Raw genomic sequence first — 22,543 nt, 5'->3', positions numbered from 1 at the left:
AATAATTTTTATTGACAATCACGAACGTATGTTCGTATAATTAGAGTCAATAAATTGTGGGAGATTTAGCAATGTATGATTATCGACACGAACCAAGAAGAGTAGTTTTTATGATTGACAGTAAAAGCTTTTTTGCGTCGGTTGAATGTGCTGTCAGAGGCAAAAACCCATTGACAACGATTTTAGTGGTGATGTCAGCGACAGATAATACGGGGAGTGGTTTAGTACTAGCAGCCAGCCCCATGGCGAAAAAACTATTTGGTATTAGTAATGTTTCGAGAGCTAAAGATGTTCCGATTGACGATGATCGTCTGATGGTAGTTCCACCACGAATGAACTTGTATATCAAAGTTAATTTACAAATTAAAGATATTTTTGAAAAGTATGTTGCACCAATCGATATTCATCCGTATTCAATTGATGAGTCAATGTTGGATCTGACTAGTAGTTGGAAATTATTTGGTGATAATCCTTATGAAGTGGCTCGAAAGATTCAAATTGAAGTTCGAAAAGAAACAGGAATCTATTTGACAGTGGGGATTGGCGATAATCCAATGCTAGCTAAATTGGCATTAGATTTGGAAGCTAAACACAATCATAGTTTAATCGCTCAATGGCACTATGAAGATGTTCCAGATAAATTGTGGCCAGTCACAGATTTATCTTCCGTCTGGTCAATTGGTCATAGAACGGCGGAAAAATTACAAAACTTAGGAATGAATTCGATTTATGATTTGGCCCACTATAATCCCTATTTGTTGAAGCAGAAATTCGGCAAAATGGGTTCACAGCTGTTTGCATTATCTTGGGGAATTGACCGTTCAATTATCAAGAATAAATATCAACCAAAGGATAAGTCATACGGCAATAGCCAAGTGTTACCAAAGACATACCGTAACAAGAAAGAAATTGAAATTGTAATCAAAGAGTTGGCAGAGCAAGTAGCTGCTAGATTACGTTCACATCATGTTTTAGCTGGAAGTGTCAGTTTAGGAGTTTATAATGCACAAAATCATGGTCAAAAGAGTACTTCGGGATTTCAAAAAACTATGAAGATTGATCCAACTAATCGAAATAGTGATCTTAAACGATACGTTATTCAGATATTTGAAGAAAAATGGCAAAAAGATCCGATTCGTTATCTTAATTTATCATGTGGGAATTTATCACCGGATAAATATGAGCAACTAGATTTGTTCGATCAAGATAATAACAATCACAAATTAAAAATTTTGGATACGACGGTTGATGAAATTCGAAAGAAATATGGCTTTACTTCGGTAGTGAAATTGGCAAGTAAGCAAAAAGGCGCTACTGCTATTAAAAGAGCTGGCTTAGTTGGTGGACATGCAGGGGGAAATGCTTATGAATGATGAGTATGATCCTAATTTGGTAGTTCGGTTTTTTAAGGAATACCAGGATCGTGGCATGATGAAGTGGCAGGGATTTTATTTGTCAGATCATACTGTTGCCGTAGCCAAAAAATATCAGATTGAAGATGAACTGATTAATTACGTGCGCAATCGTGAGATGAATGAACTAGAAATCTCAAAAACAATTGCCGAAGCTATAAAGAAACAAGTAATTGTTACAGTAGAATTAAAAGATCTTGATAATAATCGAATAGTTCCTACACCTGTTAGTGGACATATTTTAAGTTATGACAATAAAGGAATGTATCTTGAGAATGACTATGTAGCCTTTAGTAAGATACATTCAATTAAAATGAATTAGTCAAAAATGAATAATATATTTCTAAATGTTGACAATAATTCGTTAATCTTGTGTAAGATTTTGCTAAAGGTTACAATCAAAGAACTTAGATAGAATTTTGAGGGATGTAAGGGGAAGTAGTTTGATACGCTTTAACGATATTACCAAGCGCTATGCGGATAATTTAGCTTTAAAAAACCTTAATCTCACCATCGAATCTGGTGAGCTTTTTGTGTTGGTTGGACCTTCTGGTTCGGGAAAAACAACACTATTAAAAATGATTAATCGGTTAAATGATCCGAGTCAAGGAACCGTTGAAATTGATGGTGTCGACATTCGTCAAATGGACATTCAAAAGAGTCGACAGAATATTGGCTATGTTTTACAAGATAGCGCGCTATTTCCTAATATGACAGTTGCACAAAATGCTGCCATTCAATTAGAAGCACAGGGCTGGGATTTGGATAAAAGAACTGCCAGAGTATCAGAATTAATGAAGTTAGTTGGATTAAATCCGGATATTTGCCTACATAAAATGCCTAGTGAATTATCCGGCGGCGAAGCTCAAAGAATTGGAATTGTCAGAGCACTCTGTTCGAGTCCTGATATCGTTTTGATGGATGAGCCTTTTAGTGCACTAGATCCAATCTCTAAGCGACAATTACAGGATCTAGTATTGAAGTTGCATAAAGAGTTGGGAACAACATTTGTTTTTGTGACTCATGATATGCAAGAAGCCATTAAGATTGCTGATCGAATGGCAATCATTCATAATGGTCAGCTGCAACAAGTTGGCACTACTAGAGAAATCTTGGCTAATCCTGAAAATGAATTCGTGAAGAAGTTCTTTGAAGATGACCATGAACAAGCTCATTTTCTAGGGAGTGTTTTGGCTAAAGGATTTGGTGAAGTGTATACGGTTGATGCGGAAGTTATGCAGACAACCGACACTATCTTCCAATGGGCTGATCGAATTAAGCTTGATTCTGAGAAGTTAATTAACGTCGAAGGCCATATCTTAACGTCAGAAGATCTAGTCGTTTATTTAGCCTCATTAAAGGAGGTTGAATAATGATTAATTATTTAAATGAAAATAGTAACGAAATTATTAGTGCATTATGGCAACATATTCAAACCTCTTTATTGGCAATGATGATTACAATGCTAATTGCTATTCCTTTAGCAATTATTTTGATGGATCATCCCGGAATCGGCAAAGGTGTTCTACAAGTTGCAGGAATGATCCAAACGATTCCAAGTTTAGCAATTTTAGGAATATTGATTCCTTTTGTAGGAATTGGTAAAGTTCCAGCAATAATTGCATTGGTTATGTATGCAATTATGCCAGTTTTTCAAAATACGTATTCTGGATTCCAAGAAATTGACCCATTGCTAAATGAAGCGGCAGATGCATTTGGCTTATCTCGCCGGTTCAAACTTTTTAAGATTCAATTACCGCTTGCTATGCCAATGATTATTTCGGGAATTCGAATTGCTGCAGTTATGATAATTGGGACTGCAACTTTAGCCGCTTTGATTGGTGGTGGAGGATTAGGAACTTACATAATCTTAGGGATTCAGACAAACGATAATAATGCTCTACTCACCGGGGCACTGTTATCAGCTGCTCTCGCATTGATTGCAAGTTTCTTAATTGATTTATTATCAAAAGTTTCCATCAAGAAATTACTCTTAGGGCTAGCAACGCTAATGATATTAGTTGGTGGATTTACCAGTTATCAAGTTTGGCGTGAAAATGATAAAGAAACAATTACAATCGCTGGGAAAATGGGTAGTGAACCAGAAATTCTCATTAATATGTACAAAGATTTGATTAATCAAGAAGATCCTGATATCAAAGTAGAGCTAAAAAATAACTTTGGTGGAACAACGTTCTTATTTAGAGCACTACAAAAAGGAAATATTGATATCTATCCTGAATTTACAGGAACAGTTTTGGAATCATTAATTAGTGGGAACTCAACTGTTAACCATGATAAAGAAGCTGCTTATCGTGATGCAAAAAAAGATTTGGGAATTGAATATAAGATGACTTATCTCAAACCAATGAGTTATCAAAATGGTTATGGACTTGCTGTAACTAAAGAAACAGCCCAAAGATATGGTCTCAAAAATATCGCAGATTTAATTAAGCATCCGCAGTTTCGTGCGGCCTTTGATGCTGATTTCTTAAAGCAATCGGATGGATATGCTGGGCTAAATCAGAAATATCATTTTAATTTTGCAGACGTTAAAGTCATGGAACCATCATTAAGATATGAAGCTGTAAATAATGGTCATGTTGATGTTACCAACTCTTATACAACTGATGCTCAAATTAAGAAATATGGACTAGTCGTTCTAAAAGATGCTGACTCATTCTTTCCTCCTTATCAAGGAGCTCCATTAATGAAGACCAGTTTTGCTACCAAGTATCCTAAGATTGTTAAAAGTTTGAATAAACTGGCTAATAAAATTTCAACTAAAGACATGCAAGAAATGAATTACGAAGTAACTGTTAAGCATAAATCTGCCGCGGTTGTGGCACGTGAATACTTGATTAAACATGGACTTTTAAAAGATAACTAGACTCGAGTCTAGTTTTTTTTATTGCTTTTTCGTTGACAAATGTAAACGTAGAGATTACTATATGGTTAAAGTTACAAATGTAAACGAAAGCTGAGGTGGCATTTTGACAACCGTAAAAACTAATATTTCTCCCTCCGAGTGGGAAGTAATGCGTATTGTTTGGACACTGCAAGAAGCCTATAGTAATCAAGTGATTGAACTATTACAGAAGAAGAAGTCCTGGGGTGATTCAACTATCAAGACTTTGTTGGGACGTTTGGTAAAAAAGAACTTATTGATGACCAAAAAAGTTCAAAATAAATATTTATATCAGGCAACTGTTTCAGAAGATCAGATGACAGAAAATGCTGCCAGTGATGTTTTTGCCAGTATTTGCGACATGAAAAAAGGAAGTTTGGTTATCGATTTAGCTAAGCAAGTTCCTATGAGTAAGGCTGATATTCAGGAATTGCAGACAGTTTTGAATGAGAAAATTAAAACTGCTCCGGAAACAGTAGCATGTAATTGTTTACCTAAAAATTAAAAAGGGGATAAAAAAATGATAAAAATAATAACTGTAATTATCGCTGTTCTATTAATTGGTTTCATCGCTTGGTGGTTCTTTGGCAAGCGTGAACAAAAAGAAGTGGATGCAACAATGAATGATAATATGCAAAAAGTAACAGTAACGGTCGATGGTGGTTATTCACCCAATACGGTGGTTTTGAAAAAAGACGTTCCGGCAGAAGTGATTTTTGATCGCAAAGATCCTTCAAACTGTCTTGAAAAAGTTGTTTTTGAGGATTTTGGAATTAATCAATTCTTACCTGAGAAGCAAAAGACGGCTATCAAAATTGATACCAGTAAAGCTGGAGAATACAACTATGCATGTGGAATGAACATGTTCCACGGAAAGGTTATTGTTAAGTAATGTCATACACAAAGAGATTTTGGTTATCACTAATTATGTCGATTCCAATGATGATTCAAATGATTGGAATGTTGTTTAATTGGATGATGCCCGGACATAACTGGATAGCTTTTATTGCCACAACAATCATTATGATTTTTGGTGCCTTTCCTTTCTGGAAGAGTGGTTGGGCAGCTTTCAAGAATCATAACGCCAACATGGATACCTTGATTGCTATTGGAACGGCGGTAGCTTATTTCTATAGTGTCTTTGCAATGTTTACTCATCGGGCTGTCTTTTTTGAAAGTGCGGCTTTTATTACCGTCTTTGTTTTATTGGGACAGGTGTTAGAAGAAAAGATGCGGAATAATGCATCAAGTGCAGTCGAGAAGCTCCTGGATTTACAAGTCAAAGATGCCGAAGTTCTTCGCAATAATGAATTTGTAAAAGTACCACTTGAAGAAATAAAAATTGGCGACATGGTGAGAGTTAAACCGGGAGAAAAAGTTGCCGTTGATGGTGAGATTTCTGAAGGTAGTTCGACTATTGATGAGTCAATGGTGACCGGTGAAAGTATGCCAGTAACGAAATCGATGGGCGATAAGGTCATTGGATCAACTATTAATAAGAATGGGACTTTCGTTTTCAAAGTAGAAAAAATTGGTTCAGAGACAATGCTTTCTCAAATCGTTGAATTAGTAAAAAAAGCTCAAACAAGTCATGCACCAATTCAAAAACTAACTGACAAAATATCTAATATTTTCGTTCCAGCCGTGTTAATTATTGCGATAGTAACTTTTATCGTTTGGTATGTTTTGGTTGGCGACACGTTTGTTAATGCGCTCTTGTATGCAACTTCAGTTATTGTAATTGCCTGTCCATGTGCTCTAGGTCTAGCAACACCAACGGCTATTATGGTTGGAACTGCTCGTAGTGCCAAAATGGGTGTTCTAATTAAAAATGGTGAGGTCTTGGAAGTCATTAATGATGTAAAAACTGTTGTCTTTGACAAAACAGGGACCATTACTGAAGGTATACCCAAGGTTACTAACGTAGATGGTGATGAAAAAGAAGTACTAACTGTAGCCGCTAGTTTAGAAGCAGTCTCTGAGCATCCACTGGCTCTAGCAATTACCAAAAAAGCTAAAGAGTTAGCTATTAAAACTCAATCAGTTGAAGGATTCACGGCTATTGAAGGAAAAGGTGTGAGAGCTACAGTAGCTGGGCAAGAAATAATTGTTGGTAATAACAAACTAATTGAAAACTATCAAATAACTGATGAAATGAAAAAGCAAATGAATACTTGGCAAGCTGAAGCCAAGACAGTTGTTTTAGTTGGTAAAGCTCAAAAAATAATTGGCTTAATAGCTATTCAAGATGCACCAAAAAAGAATGCTTTCAAGGCAATGAACGCCTTGAAGAAAAGAGATTTACAACCGGTAATGTTAACTGGTGATAATCAATTAGTTGCGGATGCTATCGGTCAAGAAGTAGGTATTAGTCAAGTTATTGCGGATGTTTTGCCGCAAGATAAGGCTGATCAGATTAGCTCGTTACAAGCCCAAAACAAAGTTGCTTTTGTTGGTGACGGAATTAATGATGCACCGGCATTGAGTACCGCAGATGTCGGAATTGCGATGGGTTCAGGAACTGACATTGCAATTGAGTCGGGAGGGATTGTATTAGTTCAAAACGACTTGATGGGAGTAGTTCGTGCGATTGATATGAGTAAAAAAACATTCAATCGAATCAAGCTAAATCTTTTCTGGGCTTTGATTTATAACGTAATTGGAATTCCCGTCGCTGCTGGATTATTCAGTGTCTGGGGAATTACTTTGAGTCCAGAACTAGCAGGATTAGCCATGGCCTTTAGTTCTATTTCAGTTGTGGGATCGTCCTTGCTATTAAACAAAACAAAAATTGCTGATGATTAAAGAACTCTTGGGAGTTCTTTTTTATTTTGACAAGGAAGGCGTTTCATAGTTTATAATGAATTAATGATTATAAAGTGAGGGAGTATCAGATGATTAAATATATTTTTTTTGATATGGATGGCACAATCTTAGATGATGATGGCTACATTACTGATGAAAGTGTAAAGACTATCAAAGAAACTGAAATCCCAGTGACTCTAGTTTCAGCCCGTGCACCAATTGAAATGTCCGAAGTTATCAACCGTCTCGAGTTGACCGAGCCACAAATTGCCTTTAATGGAGGATTAATTTTCCAAGAAATAAATCAACAACAAAAAATCTTAGAAGAACATCCTTTGAAAGCAGACGTTGCAAGAATTTTAATCCAAGCTATTAAATCTGAGTTTCCTAAAGTTTCAGTCAGTTATTACGACCTAACACATTGGTATACTGATGAAATTAATCATGGAATTGAAGTGGAAGCAGACATTGTACATTTACAACCAGATTTAATAAGTGTGGAAGAAGTGCTGTCTGACAAAACAGAAGAACTGTTAAAAATAATGCTGATTGGTGAAACGGAATCTGAAATATTAGCTTTGAAGGAATTCTTAGAAAACTTGCAAATTAGTGACATTAACATTCAGCGTTCTAATCCGCTATATTTAGAAATAACCAGTAAACAAGCAAAAAAATCACACGGAATTGATTACATTATAGAAAAAGAAAACTTGAAGAAGAATGAATTGGCAGCTTTTGGAGATGGCCATAATGACTTGCCAATGTTTGAAAGAGTAGCTTATCCTATTGCTATGGATAATGCTCCAGATGAAGTAAAACAACATGCGAAATTTATTACGAAATCTAATATCCAAGAAGGAATTAGTTATGGAATTAAAGAGTACTTAAATAAGATAGATTAATCTTTCGGGGGGAACTATGACTACAATCAGAGATATAGCAGAAAAAAGTGGCTACTCTATCACCACTGTCTCAAGAGTACTTAACAACCGGCATTATGTTTCAGTTAAAGCTAAGCAAGATATTGAAAAAACTATGAAGGACCTAGATTATGTTCCTAATGCAATAGCTAGGGACTTAAGTCGAGGAGAAAACCGTAATATTGGAGTGGTTTTGCCGCATGTTAAAACTCCATATTTCACACAAATTATTAATGGAATTCTGACTGAGGCATTTGAATCAGGATACCAAGTGGTACTTTTGCCATCTGAATACGATCAAGAGATGGAAATGTCTTATCTAGAAAAACTACGTTCTAAGACTTTCTCCTCACTAATTTTTACAACGAGAAAAATTGATATTAATGAACTTATTAAGTATTCGAAATATGGACGTATCGTTTGTTTCGAAGACCCAGGAGAAAATGATTTATCGGCGGTATATTGCAATCGAATGCCTTCATTCATTGAAGCATTTAAAAGCATCAAGAAAACCGGCGCGAAAAATATTGCTGTAACTCTTAGTCGAGATTTTACTGTCAGTGTAACTGGTTCGGAGATTCTTTGTTCTTATCAACATGTATTTGAAAAAGATCCTGATAAAGATTTAACCGTCTTTGATGTCATAACTTATGAAGATGGTTATGAGGCCGCAAAAAAAGTTGGTACTAAAGCTGATTGTTTCTTTGCAACTAGTGATGATGTGGCGGCTGGAATCAGACAGTATTACTTAGATAATGATTTGAAGGTTCCAATACTATATGGACAAGAAAATGAATTATCTAGTCAATTAATCAATATTCCCACAATTAATCATCACTATTTTGAAATGGGACAAACAGCGTTTAAAATGGCAAAGTCAAAACAAAAACAGAGAAAATCTTTTGGTGCAGAATTTATTGAAAGAAAATAACCTAACAGAAATGCTAGGTTTTTTAGTATAAAAATATTTTCAAAGATGTTTGTAAAAATGAAAAAAATACCAGTTTTGTAGAAAACGCTTTCTGCAGATTTTTTTTATGATTTAATGAATAATAGAAGTGGAGGAAAAAAGTATGACAAAAAAACTAGTTGCTGTTACTGCTTGTGCTGCAGGTATAGCACACACTTATATGGCTGCAGAAGCTATTGAAAAAGCTGCGAAGGAAAAAGGTTGGGATGTAAAAGTAGAAACCAATGGCGCTATTGGTGTGGAGAATGAAATTACTCCTCAAGAAATTGATGATGCTGATTTAGTTATCATTGCATCAGATATCAAGATAGATCCAATTCGCTTTACTGGTAAAAAATTATATACAACTGATTCTAATGCTGCTATTGATGATGCAAAAGCATTGATTGAAAAAGCTGATAAAGAGGCTACAGTTTTTGGTAAAAAAGGATCAAAAGTTGGTAAAGTTCAAATAGGTAATAATTCTGAAAAAACAAATATTTTTACCCATATTATGAGTGGTATCTCATATATGGTACCTATGGTTATTGCTGCAGGTCTTATTCTAGCTATTGCTAATGTTTATGCTTTCCAAAAAGATGATTTGGGAAGAATTGTTAAATGGGGATTTGATTTAAAAACTCCAATGGGAATGTTTATGTCAAACATGTTCCAAGTTGGTCAAGTTGGATTTAAATTAATGATTCCTTTATTTGCAGGATTTGTTGCTAATTCAATTGCAGACAAACCCGCAATTGCACCAGCAATGATAGGTGCTTACATCGTTAATGATCCAGATTTATTACATACTAAATCTGGTGGTGGATTCATTGGGGCACTTGTGGTTGCCTTATTAGTTGGTTATTTTGTTAAGTACTTCAAAAAAATTAAATGGCCAAAAATTATTCAACCTATTGTTCCAATTATGATTATTCCAGTAGTTACAACATTTTTAATTTCTGTGATTGTATTCTATGTAATTGGACAACCATTAGGAAGTATGATGGATGGGTTATATAGTTGGCTAACTTGGATAACCAAGACATATACAAGTGCTCCATTTATTATTGGAGCTATTATAGGAGCCATGATGGGATTTGACTTAGGTGGTCCCGTTAATAAGACTGCTTTGATTTTTGGAACTGCAGTATTTACTGATACAATGACGAAGTTTGGTGTTCAAGGAGCTAACTTTGTTCCTCAAACTGCTGCTCAGGCTGCAATTTCAGTTGCACCTCTTGGTGTTTGGTTAGCTACACTTATTTTCAAAAATAAATTTAGTCATGATGAGCAAGTTGCAGCAAGTGCTACTTTAGGAATGGGATTAGTTGGTGTTACTGAGGGAGCTATTCCTTTCGTTGCAGCTGATCCTGTACGTATGATTATTGCTAATGTTATTGGATCTGGTGTTGCAGGAGCATTGGCAGCAGGCTTTGGATGCAAATTTTATGGAGGTATTGGCTCTCCACTAGGAACATTTATCGGTTATATTGACCAACCAGTTCCATTTGTAACATGGATTTTCAGTGTCAGTGTAGGAATCTTGGTAACTGCAATGATTATTGGATTTACTAGATCACCAAAGGTTACTGAAGCAGCGAACGAAGTTCAATTATAAACTGGAGTTATTAATTAATGGAAAAAGATATATTCAATGAAAAAAATATTTTAATTGATTCAACAAGTACTACACAAGATCAAGCCTTTAAAAGCATTGCTGAACTCGTTGCAGGCAACGACTACGCAACTTCAGCAGATGAGTTTTATGAAGGTTTAAAGAATAGAGAATTGGAGACTACTACTGGATTTAAAAATGGGATTGCTATTCCTCATAGTAATGATGATAGTGTTTTAAAAACAGGATTATTCTTTATTAAGTTCTCTAATCCAATTGAGTGGAATGCTTTGGATAAAAAGCCTGTTGATACTGCATTAGCACTATCAATTCCGAAAAATGGTGGGAAAGAACACTTGAAAATTCTTAGTTCTGTGGCTAGAAAATTAATGGATGAGGAATTTACTAATTCATTAAAAGAAGAAACAGATATTAAAAAAATAGTTGAATTAATAAATGAGATATAAGTTCTAACATAGAGAGGATAAATATATCCTCTCTATTTTTAAGGAGTAGTACACATGTCAGAAAAAGTTAAAGTAAATGTTGTTCCACATACACATTGGGATTTTGAATGGTATTTTAGCCGATATGATGCCATGATCCAGTTTGTTCATAATATGGATGAAGTTTTTAAAGCGTTAGAAGATAATGTTTTAGAATACTATTTAATTGATGGACAAATGTCGATAATTGATGATTATTTAGAAATGTGTCCGGAAAAAGAACCGCTATTCAAAAAAAATATTGAGTCTGGAAAACTATTTGTAGGACCATGGTATACACAAACTGATGAGTTAATAGTTTCAGGTGAATCTATTATAAGAAATTTGCAGTTAGGAATGAAATTGGCTGATAAAATAGGTGGGTATATGAACATTGGGTACTTACCTGATTCTTTTGGGCAAGGCCAAGATATGCCCAAAATATATAACGGTCTCAACATCACAAGAGCGTTATTTTGGCGTGGTTTACCAAGTAGATTAACAAATGATAGATTTTTCAAGTGGGAAGCTAGTGATGGGAGTATTGTTAATGTTTTAAATATAAATGGTGGCTATTTTGCGGGAGTGCCTCTTATTGAAGATCAAAAACAGTTGCCTGAAATTTTGAATACTCTTAAAGGAGAAAATACTTCTGAAATTGTATTGCCTCTCGGCGGAGATCAAAGATATGTTGATTTTGATATTAAAGAAAAATTACAACAGGCAAATGAAAAGTTTACCAGTTATGAATTTGTTGAAAATAACTATCCAGCCACATTTGATGAACTTGAAGAGAAAAACACTGGTTTGGATACCTTATCCGGGGAGTTTATTGATCCTTCAGTATCTAAAATTCATAGATCTATTTATTCATCACGATATGATCAAAAGCAATTTAATGATCATTTAGAAAGATTGATCATTGAAACGTTAGAACCTTTAATGATGATGGCTGACAAAAATGAAATTCCTTATAAACATGGATTAATTGATAAAATATGGAAAATTATGAGTAGAAACCAAGCTCATGATTCTGCTGGAGGTTGCAATAGTGACTTTACAAATGAAGATATTATTTCTCGTTTCAAAGAAGCGGAGCGGTTGGTTAATTCTGAAATAGATTATCTTACTAGAAAAATGTCTATTTCAATGGATGGAAGCATAGAGAATGATTTATTTGTCTATAATCCACAATCATATCCAATTAAGAAAATTACTGAGATGGAAATTTCTACAAAGTTTAGTGACTTTAAAATTACTGATATAGATAATAAGCTTGTTCAATTTCAAAGTATCTCAAAAGAAAAAATATATTCAGGACAAGTTAAACGTGATACTTCTGAGTATGAAGACGACAAATACTATTATTTAAACAAAGTTCTAGTAGAGGTAAAAGTACCAGCATTTAGCTATGTTAAATATCAAATATCAAAAAGCAATGATAGCTTAGAAACTTCATTCGGAATGGATAACGTTATTGAGAATGATAAGTTTAAGTTTGAAGTAAATAGTAATGGCTCAGTAACTATTACTAACAAGCTAAATAATCAAAAGTTTGATAATGCTTTATATTTTGAAGATACAGGTGATGAGGGGGATACATATGACTATTCACCAGCGTATAAAAATAATATCTATTCTTTAAATTTAGAAAATTCTGTTTTCAAAACAGTGACCGGTATCCTAGAAAATAAGATGATTATTAATGGAGAGTGGAATCTGCCTAAGGATTTGAAATCTAGGGCAGCAAACAATTGCGATACATCTATTAAATATAAGTTGACTGTTATTTTGAAAAAGAATTCTAATTTGATAGAGTTTGATTTGCAAATAAATAATACCGTTAAAGATCACCGTTTAAGAGTTATTTTAAACTCAGCTATTGAGAATAATTATTCATATGCAGATACTCCATTTGGATTCATTAAAAGAAAAGTGATTGATGAAAATATTGCTGACTGGAAAAAATTGAATTATAAAGAGGAACCTTCCTCAATTTATCCAATGATTCATTTTGTGAATGCTCATAATAATAAATCTTCATATACAGTCTATTCAAAGGGTGTAAAGGAATATGAATTTGTAGGTTCAAAATTTCAGTCTATCGCATTGACCTTATACAGATCGGTTGGATTTTTGGGAAGACCAGATTTAATAAGAAGACCTGGTGTAGCATCGGGTAATCAATTCAAATATATTGAGACACCAGACAGCCAGTTATTAAGAAAATTGAAATTCAATTTTGCAATAGATCTAACAAAAACATCATTTGACGCTAATAAAACAGTAAAAGAATTTCATGATTATTCAATATACTTACCTCATTATCAAGTACAAGGTTTAAATAAATTTACTAACATATTGGAATACTTTGTGATGAATAAATTACCACGTCCAATTAATAACTTTGACTATTTTAATACTAAAAATATTAATGTAGAAATTAGTACTACACAAAAATTAGACAATGGAGTTTTAGTTCGATTAGTTAACTATAGTAATGAAATGGTTGAAGGTGGTAAAATTAATTCTGTAAGCGATTTAAAGGTTTCCTATACAGATTTTAATGGTGATAATAAGAAAAAAACATCAACAGGAAAAGAAATTACCGTTGGAAACTTTAATCCTGGAGAAATTAAAACACTTGTCATTGAGGAGAACTAACTATGCAATACAATTTCCCTAAGAATTTCATGTGGGGTGCTGCAACATCGGCCCCACAATCAGAAGGACATTCACTTGAGAACGGAAAATCAGCAACTACTTGGGATAAATGGTTTGAAATGAATCCTGAGAAGTTCTATAACAATGAAGGTCCTGAAAACACTTCAATGCTTTATGATCATTACAAAGAAGACGTTCAAAGAATGAAAGAACTTGGTTTTAATTCTTTTAGAACATCAATTTCTTGGGCACGTCTTCTTCCAGATGGAAAGACGGTTAATCAAGAAGCGGTTGATTTTTATCGTGACTATTTCAATGAATTACTTCAAAACGATATCAAGCCAATTATTAATTTGTTCCACTTTGATATGCCTTGGTGGTTAATGGAAAAAGGTGGCTGGGAGAACTCTCAATCATCTGATTATTTTCAATTTTATGCTGAGAAGTGTTTTGAACTTTTTGGCGACCAAATTCAAAATTGGACAACCTTCAATGAGCCTCTAGTGCATATTGAAATGGCATATTTGCATGGCTATCATTATCCAGCAATCCATGATTTTAAAAAAGCTATCACAGTAGGTTACAATACACTATTGGCTCATGCTAAAGCTGTCAAGGCTTTGAAAGATAGTGAATATGCGAATACTGCTAAAATTGGAATAATCTTGAACCTAACACCTGCATATCCTAAGAGTGAAGCTGCAGCTGATAAGTTAGCTGCTAAAAATGCTGATCTATTAAATATCTATAGTTTCTTAACACCAGCGTTGTCTGGAAAAATCAATGATGAATTAGTTGCGCTTTTGAAACAAAGTGACCTAATTGATTATGACCAAATTCATTTCGATGCTGAAATTATTAAATATTGTGAAGTAGATTTCTTAGGGGTTAATTATTATCAACCAATTAGAGTCCAAGCCCCATTAAAACACGCTGAAAAAATTGAAGATCCGAGTGATCTTTACGCTAATTATGAATGGAAAGAACGTCGAATTAATCCTTATCGTGGTTGGGAAATATATCCAGAAGCTATCTATGATATTGCCAAGACCATCGACAAATTGTCTGATAAACCATGGTATATTTCTGAAAATGGAATGGGTGTTGCTGACGAAGAACGTTTCATGAATGCAGACGGCATGATTGAAGACGACTATCGAATTGACTTTATGAAGGAACATTTAGCTCAATTGAATAAAGCTATTGAAGAGGGCTCAAACTGTATTGGTTATCATACTTGGACCTTTATAGATTGTTGGTCTTGGCTGAATGGATATAAAAATCGCTATGGTTTTTATCGTGTTGATTTGAACGACTATTCAAGAACAATTAAGAAGAGTGGTCTATGGTATCGTGAATTAGCTCAGAATAATGGTTTTGACTAAATTTAAAAGAGGTGGAAAAATATGCTAGCTTGTTTTGATATTGGTGGAACATCTGTTAAGTGTGGAATTTGGCAGAATGAAAAAGTAACAAATCATGAGAGTTTTGAAACACCTGATAACCTAGATGAAATGATTGCTCAGATGAAGTCATATCTTGGGACTCAAGATATTGAAGGTGTAGCAATAAGTTGCCCGGGGATTGTGCATAAAAATGAAGGACGTATCACTGGATTAAGCGCAGTTCCTTACATTCATGAAATTGAATTTGTCAAAATTTTAGAAAAAGAACTAGGTCATCATGTAACAATTGAAAATGATGCCAACTGTGCAGCGTTATGTGAATCAAAATATGGCGTTGCCAAAGGAACAGATTCTAGTGCTTTCATTGTGATTGGAACTGGAATTGGTGGAGCTTTTGTTCATGAGGACAAAATTCTCTCTGGACATCATTTGATTGCTGGTGAATATGGGATGATTGAAACCGGCAAGGACATTGTTGGAGAATTTACTCTAGTAAATCAAGCTATTAAATACAATAAAAACAGTACGAATCAAGTTTCGGGCAAGGATTTAGTTGAGATGACTGATGAAAAAGCTCAAAAACTAATTGAAGAATTCGTTGAAACTATGGGTCAAATGATTTTCAATATTCAAGTGATTATTGATCCGGAGATGTTTGTTTTAGGTGGAGGGATGTCTCAAAATCATAATTTAGTTGAGAGAATTCAAAAGTGTGCGAATGAGCACTTGCATTCACGTGGTTATGAAGAAATTGAGATTAATGTGAAACCTTGTAAGTATCAAAATGATGCCAACTTGATAGGGGCAGTGGTTGCCTATAATAACTAATAAAAAAGGCTGACATTTTAATTGTCAGTCTTTTTTTAATAATGGGTAAAGTTTAATTTAAAAAGTTTTCGGATTCATCCCATTTTCGACCGATAATAGTTTCGTGATCGGTATAATATTGAGAGTACACGATGTCTAATTGTATGAGAATTGGTATTTGTGGAGATACTTGGCCAAGTTTTTGATTAGAGTCTAGGGCACTGCAATATATTGTTTCTGTTGCATAGTCAATTAATGGAGATTCTTCGTTTCCAGTAATGACCAAAATAGTAGCTCCTTTTTCACTAGCAATTTTTGCGCCTTCAATAAGTGAGGAATCTTGACCACTTAATGATGAAATGATAATGAGATCACCAGGCTTCACCTGATGAGAGGAAGCGAAGATTGTATGGTGATCTTTCAAAACTGTGATTATTTTTCCAAATCTAAAAAACTTGAAGTAAAAATCTTCACCCGCAAATGAGTTAAAACCTAGTCCCCAAAACCATATGTATCTGTTCTTGGAAATTAGATTTGAAAAAGTTTTTACAGCGTGGGGACGGAAATTCTTTTCAGATTCATATATTAAGCTGGAATAATTTTGTGCAATATCTGTTCTTATTGTCGATGAAAGGTTCTGGTGCTCTAAGGAAGTATTGTAGAGATAGATTAATTCTTTGTAGTTATCCAGACCTATTTTTTTTACAAATCTTGTTATTGAAGAAGTAGAGGTATTAATTTTTTTTGAAAGATAGTTAATATTAAAATTCTCTAGTTTGTTTTTATTGATGAAGAAGTCAGCAATAGCTTCCTCTACAGGAGTAAAGGAAGAATAATGTGAAGATATAATATTGAAAATATTGATATTCTTGTTCATTTAGTTCTCCATGATTACGATTCGTTATTACGAGTTGAGGTGAAGTAGAAGTTAAGATTTGGGTAAACATAAATCGTATAAGTATAATTCATCAAAACGTTATTGCGGCAGTAACTGTATTGAGTCAAAGTGAGTTCTTGTGAGCCCACTTTTTTCTCTAGATTTTTTGCTTGAGTTTCGTCAAGGCAAGTTACTGAAGTATAGTTTTCACTATTAGTGATATCAAGGTCATAGGCTTCTTTAATAAACTTGAATAGTGATTTCTTGGCAGCATCTCTAGGAATATAAGGAACCACTGATTTCAAGTAATGAGCTGTTTCTAAACAATATATTTTTTCTTTTAAGAATCTAAGTCGAATAATTCGGTAAACTTTTTCGCCAACGGGAATTTTCGATTCTTTGGAGAATTCTTCATCAACAGTAATTTCTCTAAATGAAAGAACTTTTGATTTAAAACCAGTATCTTGATCACGAACTGGTTCACCTGCTCCCATAGATAAATTGACAACAAGTTTTCCATCACGAGTAATATCGTTAATGAAATATCCTGATCCTTGGACTCTTTTTAATAATCCTCGCTGAAAAACAACCCCAATTGCACGACGAATAGTATTACGACTAACGCCATATAATTCCATTAATTGTGCTTCAGTTGGCAGCTTAGTTGTGAATTTTTTGGTAATGATTGAATCAATGATTTGTTCAGCAATTGTATGATAAATAATGTATACCCCCAAAACTAATTCTTTATTTAAGTATAACTTAAGAACATTTAATAACAAAGTTAGTTATTTCTTGTTAAATTTGTACCCATGAATTATAATGGTATTATAACATGATAACGGTTACAAATGGAGGTAATTATGGCAGAAAAAACAATTATGTTGGTATGTTCAGCTGGAATGTCAACCAGCTTATTGGTAACAAAAATGCAAAAAGCAGCAGAAGCAAAAGGCTTAGATGCAGAAATATTTGCAACAGGAGCATCAGATGCAGAGAACAAATTGGAAGAAAAACATCCAGATATTTTGATGCTTGGACCACAAGTTAAATATATGGAAGAAGATTACAAGAAGAAATTAGATATTCCAGTTGTTTCTATAAATATGCAAGATTACGGTATGATGAACGGTGAAAAAGTTTTGAATACTGCTATTGAAGATCTTGAAAAATAAATAGTAATAATTAAAAGATGGAATTTACTAACTGTTCCATCTTTTTATTGTTTAAATCGGAGGGCACTAAATGGGACGTATCGGTATTTCAATTTATCCAGAACAAAGTACATTTAAAGAGAACCAAGAATATTTACAATTGGCAGCTAAATATGGTTACCAAAGAATTTTTATGTCATTACTTGAAATAAGTGATGGTAAAGACAGTGTTGTTAAAGAATTTAGTGAAATAGTAAGTTATGCTAATTCACTTGGATTTGAAGTAATGTTAGATGTTAATCCAGCATTATTTGATCAACTAGGAATTTCCTATGATGATCTTTCTTTCTTCAAAGATTTAGGTGTTTGGGGAGTTAGGTTAGATGAAGGCTTCACTGGTAAGGAAGAAGCCAGAATGACAAGAAATCCTTTCGGTTTAAAAATTGAAATTAATATGAGTGCGGGAACTCACTATGTTGATAACATTATGTCTTATGGACCAGACAAGAATAACTTGTTAGGTTGTCATAATTTCTATCCTCAAAAATATACCGCATTAGGTGATGAATTCTTCGCTAAATGGTCAAAAGTTTTCTCTGACTATAATCTTAATACGGCGGCATTCGTCAGTTCACAGACTGCAAAATTTGGTCCTTGGCCAATCAGTGAAGGTTTGCCAACTTTGGAAAAAGATCGTGATCTACCAGTTGATACGCAGACGAGACATTTACTTAGTTTTGGAGTGATTGATGACATAATTATTGGAAATGCTTTTGCTACAGAAGAAGAGCTTAAACAAGTTGCAGATGTGTTCCATAGTCAATTTACTTCATTAAAAGTAGAGTTGAATAGCGATATTAGTGACTTAGAAAAAGAACTTGTTCTAGATAATGTTCACTTATATCGTGGTGATGCCTCAGATTATTTAATTCGTGATACGATGATGCGTGTGAAATATGCAGATCGTTCACTTCCAAAACATAATGTACCTGATATTAAACGTGGTGACTTGATTGTGGTTAATGATGAGTATTCACGTTATAAAGGGGAAGTTCAAATTGCACTTTGTGATATTGAAAATGATGGACGTAGAAATGTTGTTGGTCACATTGCTGACGCAGAAAAATTCCTAATTCCATCAATTAAAACTTGGAGTGAATTTGAATTAGTAGAAGGGTAAAAAATGACAGATTATCGACTAACGGATAAGAACTTTGAAGATTTTTATCAAGCATACTTACTGTCGTTTAAAGGTGAGGATACCCAAGAACGACGTGAGTATTTCAAAATTAGATATCAGAATGTTAAGCCATACGGCTACTATGAAGATGGGAAATTTCTTGCGGGTTTATTACGGTTACCATTTCAAGTTCAACTAGCTGGTAAACAATATTCCATGGATGGAATTGGTGAAGTAATGTCTTTGCCGGAAAATCTTTCAGCAGTCAACGCAACAACTATCTTGAAACAAGCATTAAAGGATATGTACGCTGAAGGTGTGACATTTTCGTATTTAGCACCATTTTCCTTTAGTTATTATCGTCAATGTGGTTATGAGTATGTCTTTGACAATTATGGATATCGGATATCTTTTGATAAATTTCCAAAAATCCCAGTCGCATCAAACGGCAAGCTAGTTAAGGTAAATTTGTCCGAAGTTGATACCGAATTAAAAGAGTTATACCATAATTTGACTCAACATGATGAAGGTGGAGTCATCCGCCCTGACTGGTGGTGGGATTTCTTAGCAGCTAGTCCGCAAGATTGGCAAGTGGTTGAATATTTCAACGCTAATAAGCAATTGACTGGTTATTTGATTTACACCTTAGTTGGTGATGTAATGACCATCAAAGAATTGATTTATCAAGATGTTAATGCGTTTAAGATGTTGATGAAATTTATCAAACGTCATGCTAATTCATACAAAACTTTACAATATGACTCACCAATTCTAGTGAATAACCTCGATTTATTCGCTGAACCTGGACAAGTGAAATTAGAAATCAAACCATATATGATGGCAAGAATTGTGAACGTCTCCGAATTGTTCAAGCAATATTTTGCTAGCGATGAGAATATTATCATCAAAGTGACTGACAATGTTCTTTCAGAAAATGATGGTTGTTGGACTCTGCAAGGGGAGAAGACAGACTCGTCAGAATATGATATTCAAATTGATATTCGAGAATTGAGCCAAGTTATTTTTGGTAAGAAAACACTTGCCGAACTTAATTTCTTTGACAAAGTTCAAGGAAGTCCGGATAAACTTCATAAACTAGAAAAATTATTAACAGTAAAGAAACCAGCATTACGAGATTACTTTTAAAAAGACTTATTAAATAAGTCTTTTTTTATTGCTATAATTAATTTAGAAAGAAGGTGCCTTTATGGATAATAAGATGCAAGAACTTGTACAAGCCAAAATTAAAGAGATTGAAGCGGTTGAAAATGTTGAAGTAATTATGGCTATTGAATCAGGTAGCCGTGCTTGGGGATTTGATTCTCCTGATAGTGACTACGATGTCAGATTCATATATACTCGTAAGCCTGCTGATTATTTGAAGTTAGAAGGCATTAGGGATGTTATCGAATGGCAATTAGATGAAACGCTAGATATCAACGGCTGGGATTTACGAAAAGCCTTGCAGTTACTGTATCGCTCTAACGCTACAATTTTTGAGTGGTTTGCTTCACCAATTGTTTATTACAAAACTGAAAAAGCCGATAAGATGAGAGAAATATTGCCACAGTATTTCTCAGATAAAAAAACACTCTATAGCTACTGGCATATGGCAAGTGGTAATAATAAAGAATTTGTACAAAATGGCGAGCATATGATTCGCATCAAGAAATATTTCTATGTTTTAAGAGCAATTCTAGCTGGTAAATGGGTGGTTGAGAATCATACAAATCCACCAATGTTATTTACAGACTTGGTTGAGGCGAAATTAGATGATTCCTTGAAACCAATTATTAATGAATTATTGGATAAAAAAATGAACGTTCCCGAGCTTAAGATGATTAGAAAGAATCCGCAAATTGATGAATATATCAATACGAATTTAGATCAATTAGAAGCATATGCGCAATCAATGCCGAACAAACGTGACAACCAATGGGAGCCATTAAATAAACTATTTTTAGATCTAATTATGTAAGAGGTTTTTATGGAAAATGAATTGACTTTGACAAAATTTAACGACATCATTGCTGCCGAAGATCACTTATTAGAATTTGTTAGAATTGAGGATGAAACAGTTAATGAGCTTGAACTTAGGCATCCAATTATTGAAAACAGTTTTCTTAAGAATGTGAACTTAGCCGATAATACTTTTGAAAAAATCGAATTAACTGATACTACAATTAAGAATTGTGATTTTAGTAATGCCAATCTAAGTGAAGCCAGTTTTTACAATTGTGAGTTCAGTAATTGCAAGTTTTTGGGAACTAACTTGGACCAAGCTTATTTTAAGAATGTTACCTTTACTGAATGCAATTTTACTTATGCCAGTCTGAACCAGGCAAAGTTAATCGCTAAATTTCAAAATTCGCGATTGAACGATGTCATCATAAATGATTCAAAAATCAAAGAAACAACTTTTCTTAATTGCCAGATAAACAACATTGACTTTAATAACACTAGCTTGAAGGGCATAGACTTAAGTAGTTGTGAATTTGAAAATATTGACTTGAGTTTATACGACTTAAAAGGAGTCATTGTTAATGAAAATCAATCGGGATTATTGAGCCGAAAATTTTTAGATATCAAAGTAATATAAAAAAACTGCCAATCTAAAGGCAGTCTTTTTTAAATGTTTAAATAAATTGAAAAGAACATCAACGTCGTTCCGGCTAATACAAAGAAATGCCAAATTAAATGCATGCCTTGGATATTTGGAAAGCTATAAATAATTGCTCCAACGGTAAATGTAACTCCACCAATGACTAAGAGCCAAAATCCTAGGCTAGACAAATTCGCATATAGACTAGTTGCAGCTAACATACAGAGCCAACCCATCACGATATAGATGGTGGTTTCAAGTTTTTGCATTTTTCCATGGCTGAGAATATGTAAGATAATTCCGGAAATCGCCAGAATCCAAATTGCTACCAGCATGATGAATCCGGACTTTCCACCAATTGTAATGACACAGTATGGAGTATACGTTCCAGCGATTAACAAGAAGATATTACTGTGATCAAAAATTTGAAAGACTCGTTTAGCCCGAGTAAAAGCTAAACAGTGAAATAGTGTTGATGCCAGATATAAAGATAATAAAGTTGTACTGTAAACCACTAAACTTGTAACTTGAATAGCGTCTAAAGCGTGTTCGTTAGCGCGCATCAGTAACATTACTACTAGGACTAGACTAACTATAAAACCTATTCCGTGTGTGATGGCGTTAAAGACTTCATAAATGATTTTTTGCTTTTTTGTTTGCATAATATACCTCATCTAGACATTATATTATCATAATCTAGAAATGAAGTCTAGATAAATAAATGTACATTCATACTTGATTTGTGGGTACAAATAGATT

22 protein-coding genes are annotated in these 22,543 nt (G+C 34.0%); 19 read left to right on the top strand and 3 right to left on the bottom strand.

Annotation, left to right across the window (positions count from 1 at the left end; genetic code table 11):
• Window positions 1-71: 71 nt before the first annotated feature.
• The 14 genes from Q2T76_RS00385 (at window position 72) to Q2T76_RS00320 (ending at window position 15,992) form a co-directional block, all read left to right on the top strand.
• Window positions 72-1,373 carry a Y-family DNA polymerase gene (locus tag Q2T76_RS00385; RefSeq protein WP_302083033.1) on the top strand — a complete coding sequence of 434 codons (1,302 nt, stop codon included), beginning with the start codon at window positions 72-74 and terminating at the stop codon, window positions 1,371-1,373.
• Window positions 1,366-1,734 (top strand): hypothetical protein, encoded by a 369-nt coding sequence (locus Q2T76_RS00380; protein WP_302083031.1) that lies wholly within the window; start codon window positions 1,366-1,368, stop codon window positions 1,732-1,734. The genes Q2T76_RS00385 and Q2T76_RS00380 overlap by 8 nt, the downstream gene beginning before the upstream one ends.
• Before the next feature lie 121 nt (window positions 1,735-1,855).
• Window positions 1,856-2,785 carry an ABC transporter ATP-binding protein gene (locus Q2T76_RS00375; protein WP_302083029.1) on the top strand — a complete coding sequence of 310 codons (930 nt, stop codon included), beginning with the start codon at window positions 1,856-1,858 and terminating at the stop codon, window positions 2,783-2,785.
• Window positions 2,785-4,302, top strand: a complete 1,518-nt coding sequence (locus Q2T76_RS00370; RefSeq protein WP_302083027.1) for an ABC transporter permease/substrate-binding protein — start codon at window positions 2,785-2,787, stop codon at window positions 4,300-4,302. The genes Q2T76_RS00375 and Q2T76_RS00370 overlap by 1 nt, the downstream gene beginning before the upstream one ends.
• A 103-nt stretch (window positions 4,303-4,405) precedes the next feature.
• The gene (locus Q2T76_RS00365; RefSeq protein ID WP_367881606.1) at window positions 4,406-4,825 is read left to right on the top strand and encodes a CopY/TcrY family copper transport repressor; all 420 of its coding nucleotides are present in this window, start codon (window positions 4,406-4,408) and stop codon (window positions 4,823-4,825) included.
• Between the two features lie 15 nt (window positions 4,826-4,840).
• The gene (locus Q2T76_RS00360; protein WP_302083025.1) at window positions 4,841-5,212 is read left to right on the top strand and encodes a cupredoxin domain-containing protein; all 372 of its coding nucleotides are present in this window, start codon (window positions 4,841-4,843) and stop codon (window positions 5,210-5,212) included.
• Entirely contained in the window at window positions 5,212-7,125 is a 1,914-nt protein-coding gene (locus tag Q2T76_RS00355; RefSeq protein ID WP_302083023.1) for a copper-translocating P-type ATPase, read from the top strand. The genes Q2T76_RS00360 and Q2T76_RS00355 overlap by 1 nt, the downstream gene beginning before the upstream one ends.
• Before the next feature lie 89 nt (window positions 7,126-7,214).
• A complete protein-coding gene (locus Q2T76_RS00350) occupies window positions 7,215-8,027 on the top strand; it encodes a Cof-type HAD-IIB family hydrolase (protein WP_302083021.1) in 813 nt (270 codons plus the stop codon).
• Between the two features lie 16 nt (window positions 8,028-8,043).
• On the top strand, window positions 8,044-8,976 hold the full coding sequence (locus Q2T76_RS00345; RefSeq protein WP_302083019.1) for a LacI family DNA-binding transcriptional regulator: 933 nt from the start codon (window positions 8,044-8,046) through the stop codon (window positions 8,974-8,976).
• A gap of 142 nt (window positions 8,977-9,118) precedes the next feature.
• Window positions 9,119-10,612 (top strand): PTS fructose transporter subunit IIC, encoded by a 1,494-nt coding sequence (locus tag Q2T76_RS00340; protein WP_302083017.1) that lies wholly within the window; start codon window positions 9,119-9,121, stop codon window positions 10,610-10,612.
• Between the two features lie 17 nt (window positions 10,613-10,629).
• Complete coding sequence (locus Q2T76_RS00335; RefSeq protein ID WP_302083015.1) at window positions 10,630-11,076, top strand: PTS sugar transporter subunit IIA; 447 nt, start codon at window positions 10,630-10,632, stop codon at window positions 11,074-11,076.
• A gap of 54 nt (window positions 11,077-11,130) precedes the next feature.
• Window positions 11,131-13,758, top strand: a complete 2,628-nt coding sequence (locus Q2T76_RS00330) for a glycoside hydrolase family 38 C-terminal domain-containing protein (protein ID WP_302083013.1) — start codon at window positions 11,131-11,133, stop codon at window positions 13,756-13,758.
• Between the two features lie 2 nt (window positions 13,759-13,760).
• Window positions 13,761-15,143, top strand: coding sequence for a glycoside hydrolase family 1 protein (locus tag Q2T76_RS00325; RefSeq protein ID WP_302083011.1), 1,383 nt, complete (start codon window positions 13,761-13,763; stop codon window positions 15,141-15,143).
• A 21-nt stretch (window positions 15,144-15,164) separates the two neighbouring features.
• Entirely contained in the window at window positions 15,165-15,992 is an 828-nt protein-coding gene (locus Q2T76_RS00320; protein WP_302083009.1) for an ROK family protein, read from the top strand.
• 52 nt (window positions 15,993-16,044) lie between these two features.
• Here Q2T76_RS00320 and Q2T76_RS00315 read toward each other — a convergent pair whose 3' ends face one another.
• Together Q2T76_RS00315 and Q2T76_RS00310 are read right to left on the bottom strand one after the other, a co-directional pair.
• The gene (locus Q2T76_RS00315) at window positions 16,045-16,848 is read right to left on the bottom strand and encodes a MurR/RpiR family transcriptional regulator (RefSeq protein ID WP_302083007.1); all 804 of its coding nucleotides are present in this window, start codon (window positions 16,846-16,848) and stop codon (window positions 16,045-16,047) included.
• Window positions 16,849-16,862: 14 nt separating this feature from the next.
• Window positions 16,863-17,585, bottom strand: coding sequence for a GntR family transcriptional regulator (locus tag Q2T76_RS00310; protein ID WP_302083005.1), 723 nt, complete (start codon window positions 17,583-17,585; stop codon window positions 16,863-16,865).
• A gap of 126 nt (window positions 17,586-17,711) precedes the next feature.
• On the opposite strand from Q2T76_RS00310, the gene Q2T76_RS00305 reads away from it, so the two are divergent.
• From Q2T76_RS00305 to Q2T76_RS00285, 5 genes are all read left to right on the top strand, one after another.
• On the top strand, window positions 17,712-18,023 hold the full coding sequence (locus Q2T76_RS00305; protein ID WP_302083003.1) for a PTS sugar transporter subunit IIB: 312 nt from the start codon (window positions 17,712-17,714) through the stop codon (window positions 18,021-18,023).
• Between the two features lie 70 nt (window positions 18,024-18,093).
• Window positions 18,094-19,182: a DUF871 domain-containing protein gene (locus Q2T76_RS00300; protein WP_302083001.1), complete on the top strand. Its 1,089-nt coding sequence runs from the start codon at window positions 18,094-18,096 to the stop codon at window positions 19,180-19,182.
• Between the two features lie 3 nt (window positions 19,183-19,185).
• Window positions 19,186-20,328: an enhanced intracellular survival protein Eis gene (locus Q2T76_RS00295; RefSeq protein ID WP_302082998.1), complete on the top strand. Its 1,143-nt coding sequence runs from the start codon at window positions 19,186-19,188 to the stop codon at window positions 20,326-20,328.
• A gap of 61 nt (window positions 20,329-20,389) precedes the next feature.
• Window positions 20,390-21,160 (top strand): nucleotidyltransferase domain-containing protein, encoded by a 771-nt coding sequence (locus tag Q2T76_RS00290; protein ID WP_302082996.1) that lies wholly within the window; start codon window positions 20,390-20,392, stop codon window positions 21,158-21,160.
• 9 nt (window positions 21,161-21,169) lie between these two features.
• Window positions 21,170-21,781: a pentapeptide repeat-containing protein gene (locus tag Q2T76_RS00285; RefSeq protein WP_302082995.1), complete on the top strand. Its 612-nt coding sequence runs from the start codon at window positions 21,170-21,172 to the stop codon at window positions 21,779-21,781.
• Window positions 21,782-21,810: 29 nt separating this feature from the next.
• On the opposite strand, the gene Q2T76_RS00280 is transcribed toward Q2T76_RS00285, so the two are convergent.
• The gene (locus Q2T76_RS00280) at window positions 21,811-22,449 is read right to left on the bottom strand and encodes a hemolysin III family protein (protein ID WP_302083886.1); all 639 of its coding nucleotides are present in this window, start codon (window positions 22,447-22,449) and stop codon (window positions 21,811-21,813) included.
• Between the last annotated feature and the right edge of the window lie 94 nt (window positions 22,450-22,543).

The organism is Lactobacillus sp. YT155 (genome assembly GCF_030504545.1).
GTDB lineage: Bacteria > Bacillota > Bacilli > Lactobacillales > Lactobacillaceae > BQUT01.
This window is presented reverse-complemented; position numbering and strand designations above follow the sequence as displayed.

Coding starts and splice junctions, on each gene's coding strand:
- Q2T76_RS00385 (WP_302083033.1), top strand. CDS start 72: ATGTATGATTATCGACACGAACCAAGAAGAGTAGTTTTTATGATTGAC.
- Q2T76_RS00380 (WP_302083031.1), top strand. CDS start 1,366: ATGAATGATGAGTATGATCCTAATTTGGTAGTTCGGTTTTTTAAGGAA.
- Q2T76_RS00370 (WP_302083027.1), top strand. CDS start 2,785: ATGATTAATTATTTAAATGAAAATAGTAACGAAATTATTAGTGCATTA.
- Q2T76_RS00360 (WP_302083025.1), top strand. CDS start 4,841: ATGATAAAAATAATAACTGTAATTATCGCTGTTCTATTAATTGGTTTC.
- Q2T76_RS00355 (WP_302083023.1), top strand. CDS start 5,212: ATGTCATACACAAAGAGATTTTGGTTATCACTAATTATGTCGATTCCA.
- Q2T76_RS00350 (WP_302083021.1), top strand. CDS start 7,215: ATGATTAAATATATTTTTTTTGATATGGATGGCACAATCTTAGATGAT.
- Q2T76_RS00345 (WP_302083019.1), top strand. CDS start 8,044: ATGACTACAATCAGAGATATAGCAGAAAAAAGTGGCTACTCTATCACC.
- Q2T76_RS00340 (WP_302083017.1), top strand. CDS start 9,119: ATGACAAAAAAACTAGTTGCTGTTACTGCTTGTGCTGCAGGTATAGCA.
- Q2T76_RS00335 (WP_302083015.1), top strand. CDS start 10,630: ATGGAAAAAGATATATTCAATGAAAAAAATATTTTAATTGATTCAACA.
- Q2T76_RS00330 (WP_302083013.1), top strand. CDS start 11,131: ATGTCAGAAAAAGTTAAAGTAAATGTTGTTCCACATACACATTGGGAT.
- Q2T76_RS00325 (WP_302083011.1), top strand. CDS start 13,761: ATGCAATACAATTTCCCTAAGAATTTCATGTGGGGTGCTGCAACATCG.
- Q2T76_RS00320 (WP_302083009.1), top strand. CDS start 15,165: ATGCTAGCTTGTTTTGATATTGGTGGAACATCTGTTAAGTGTGGAATT.
- Q2T76_RS00315 (WP_302083007.1), bottom strand. CDS start 16,848: ATGAACAAGAATATCAATATTTTCAATATTATATCTTCACATTATTCT.
- Q2T76_RS00305 (WP_302083003.1), top strand. CDS start 17,712: ATGGCAGAAAAAACAATTATGTTGGTATGTTCAGCTGGAATGTCAACC.
- Q2T76_RS00300 (WP_302083001.1), top strand. CDS start 18,094: ATGGGACGTATCGGTATTTCAATTTATCCAGAACAAAGTACATTTAAA.
- Q2T76_RS00295 (WP_302082998.1), top strand. CDS start 19,186: ATGACAGATTATCGACTAACGGATAAGAACTTTGAAGATTTTTATCAA.
- Q2T76_RS00290 (WP_302082996.1), top strand. CDS start 20,390: ATGGATAATAAGATGCAAGAACTTGTACAAGCCAAAATTAAAGAGATT.
- Q2T76_RS00285 (WP_302082995.1), top strand. CDS start 21,170: ATGGAAAATGAATTGACTTTGACAAAATTTAACGACATCATTGCTGCC.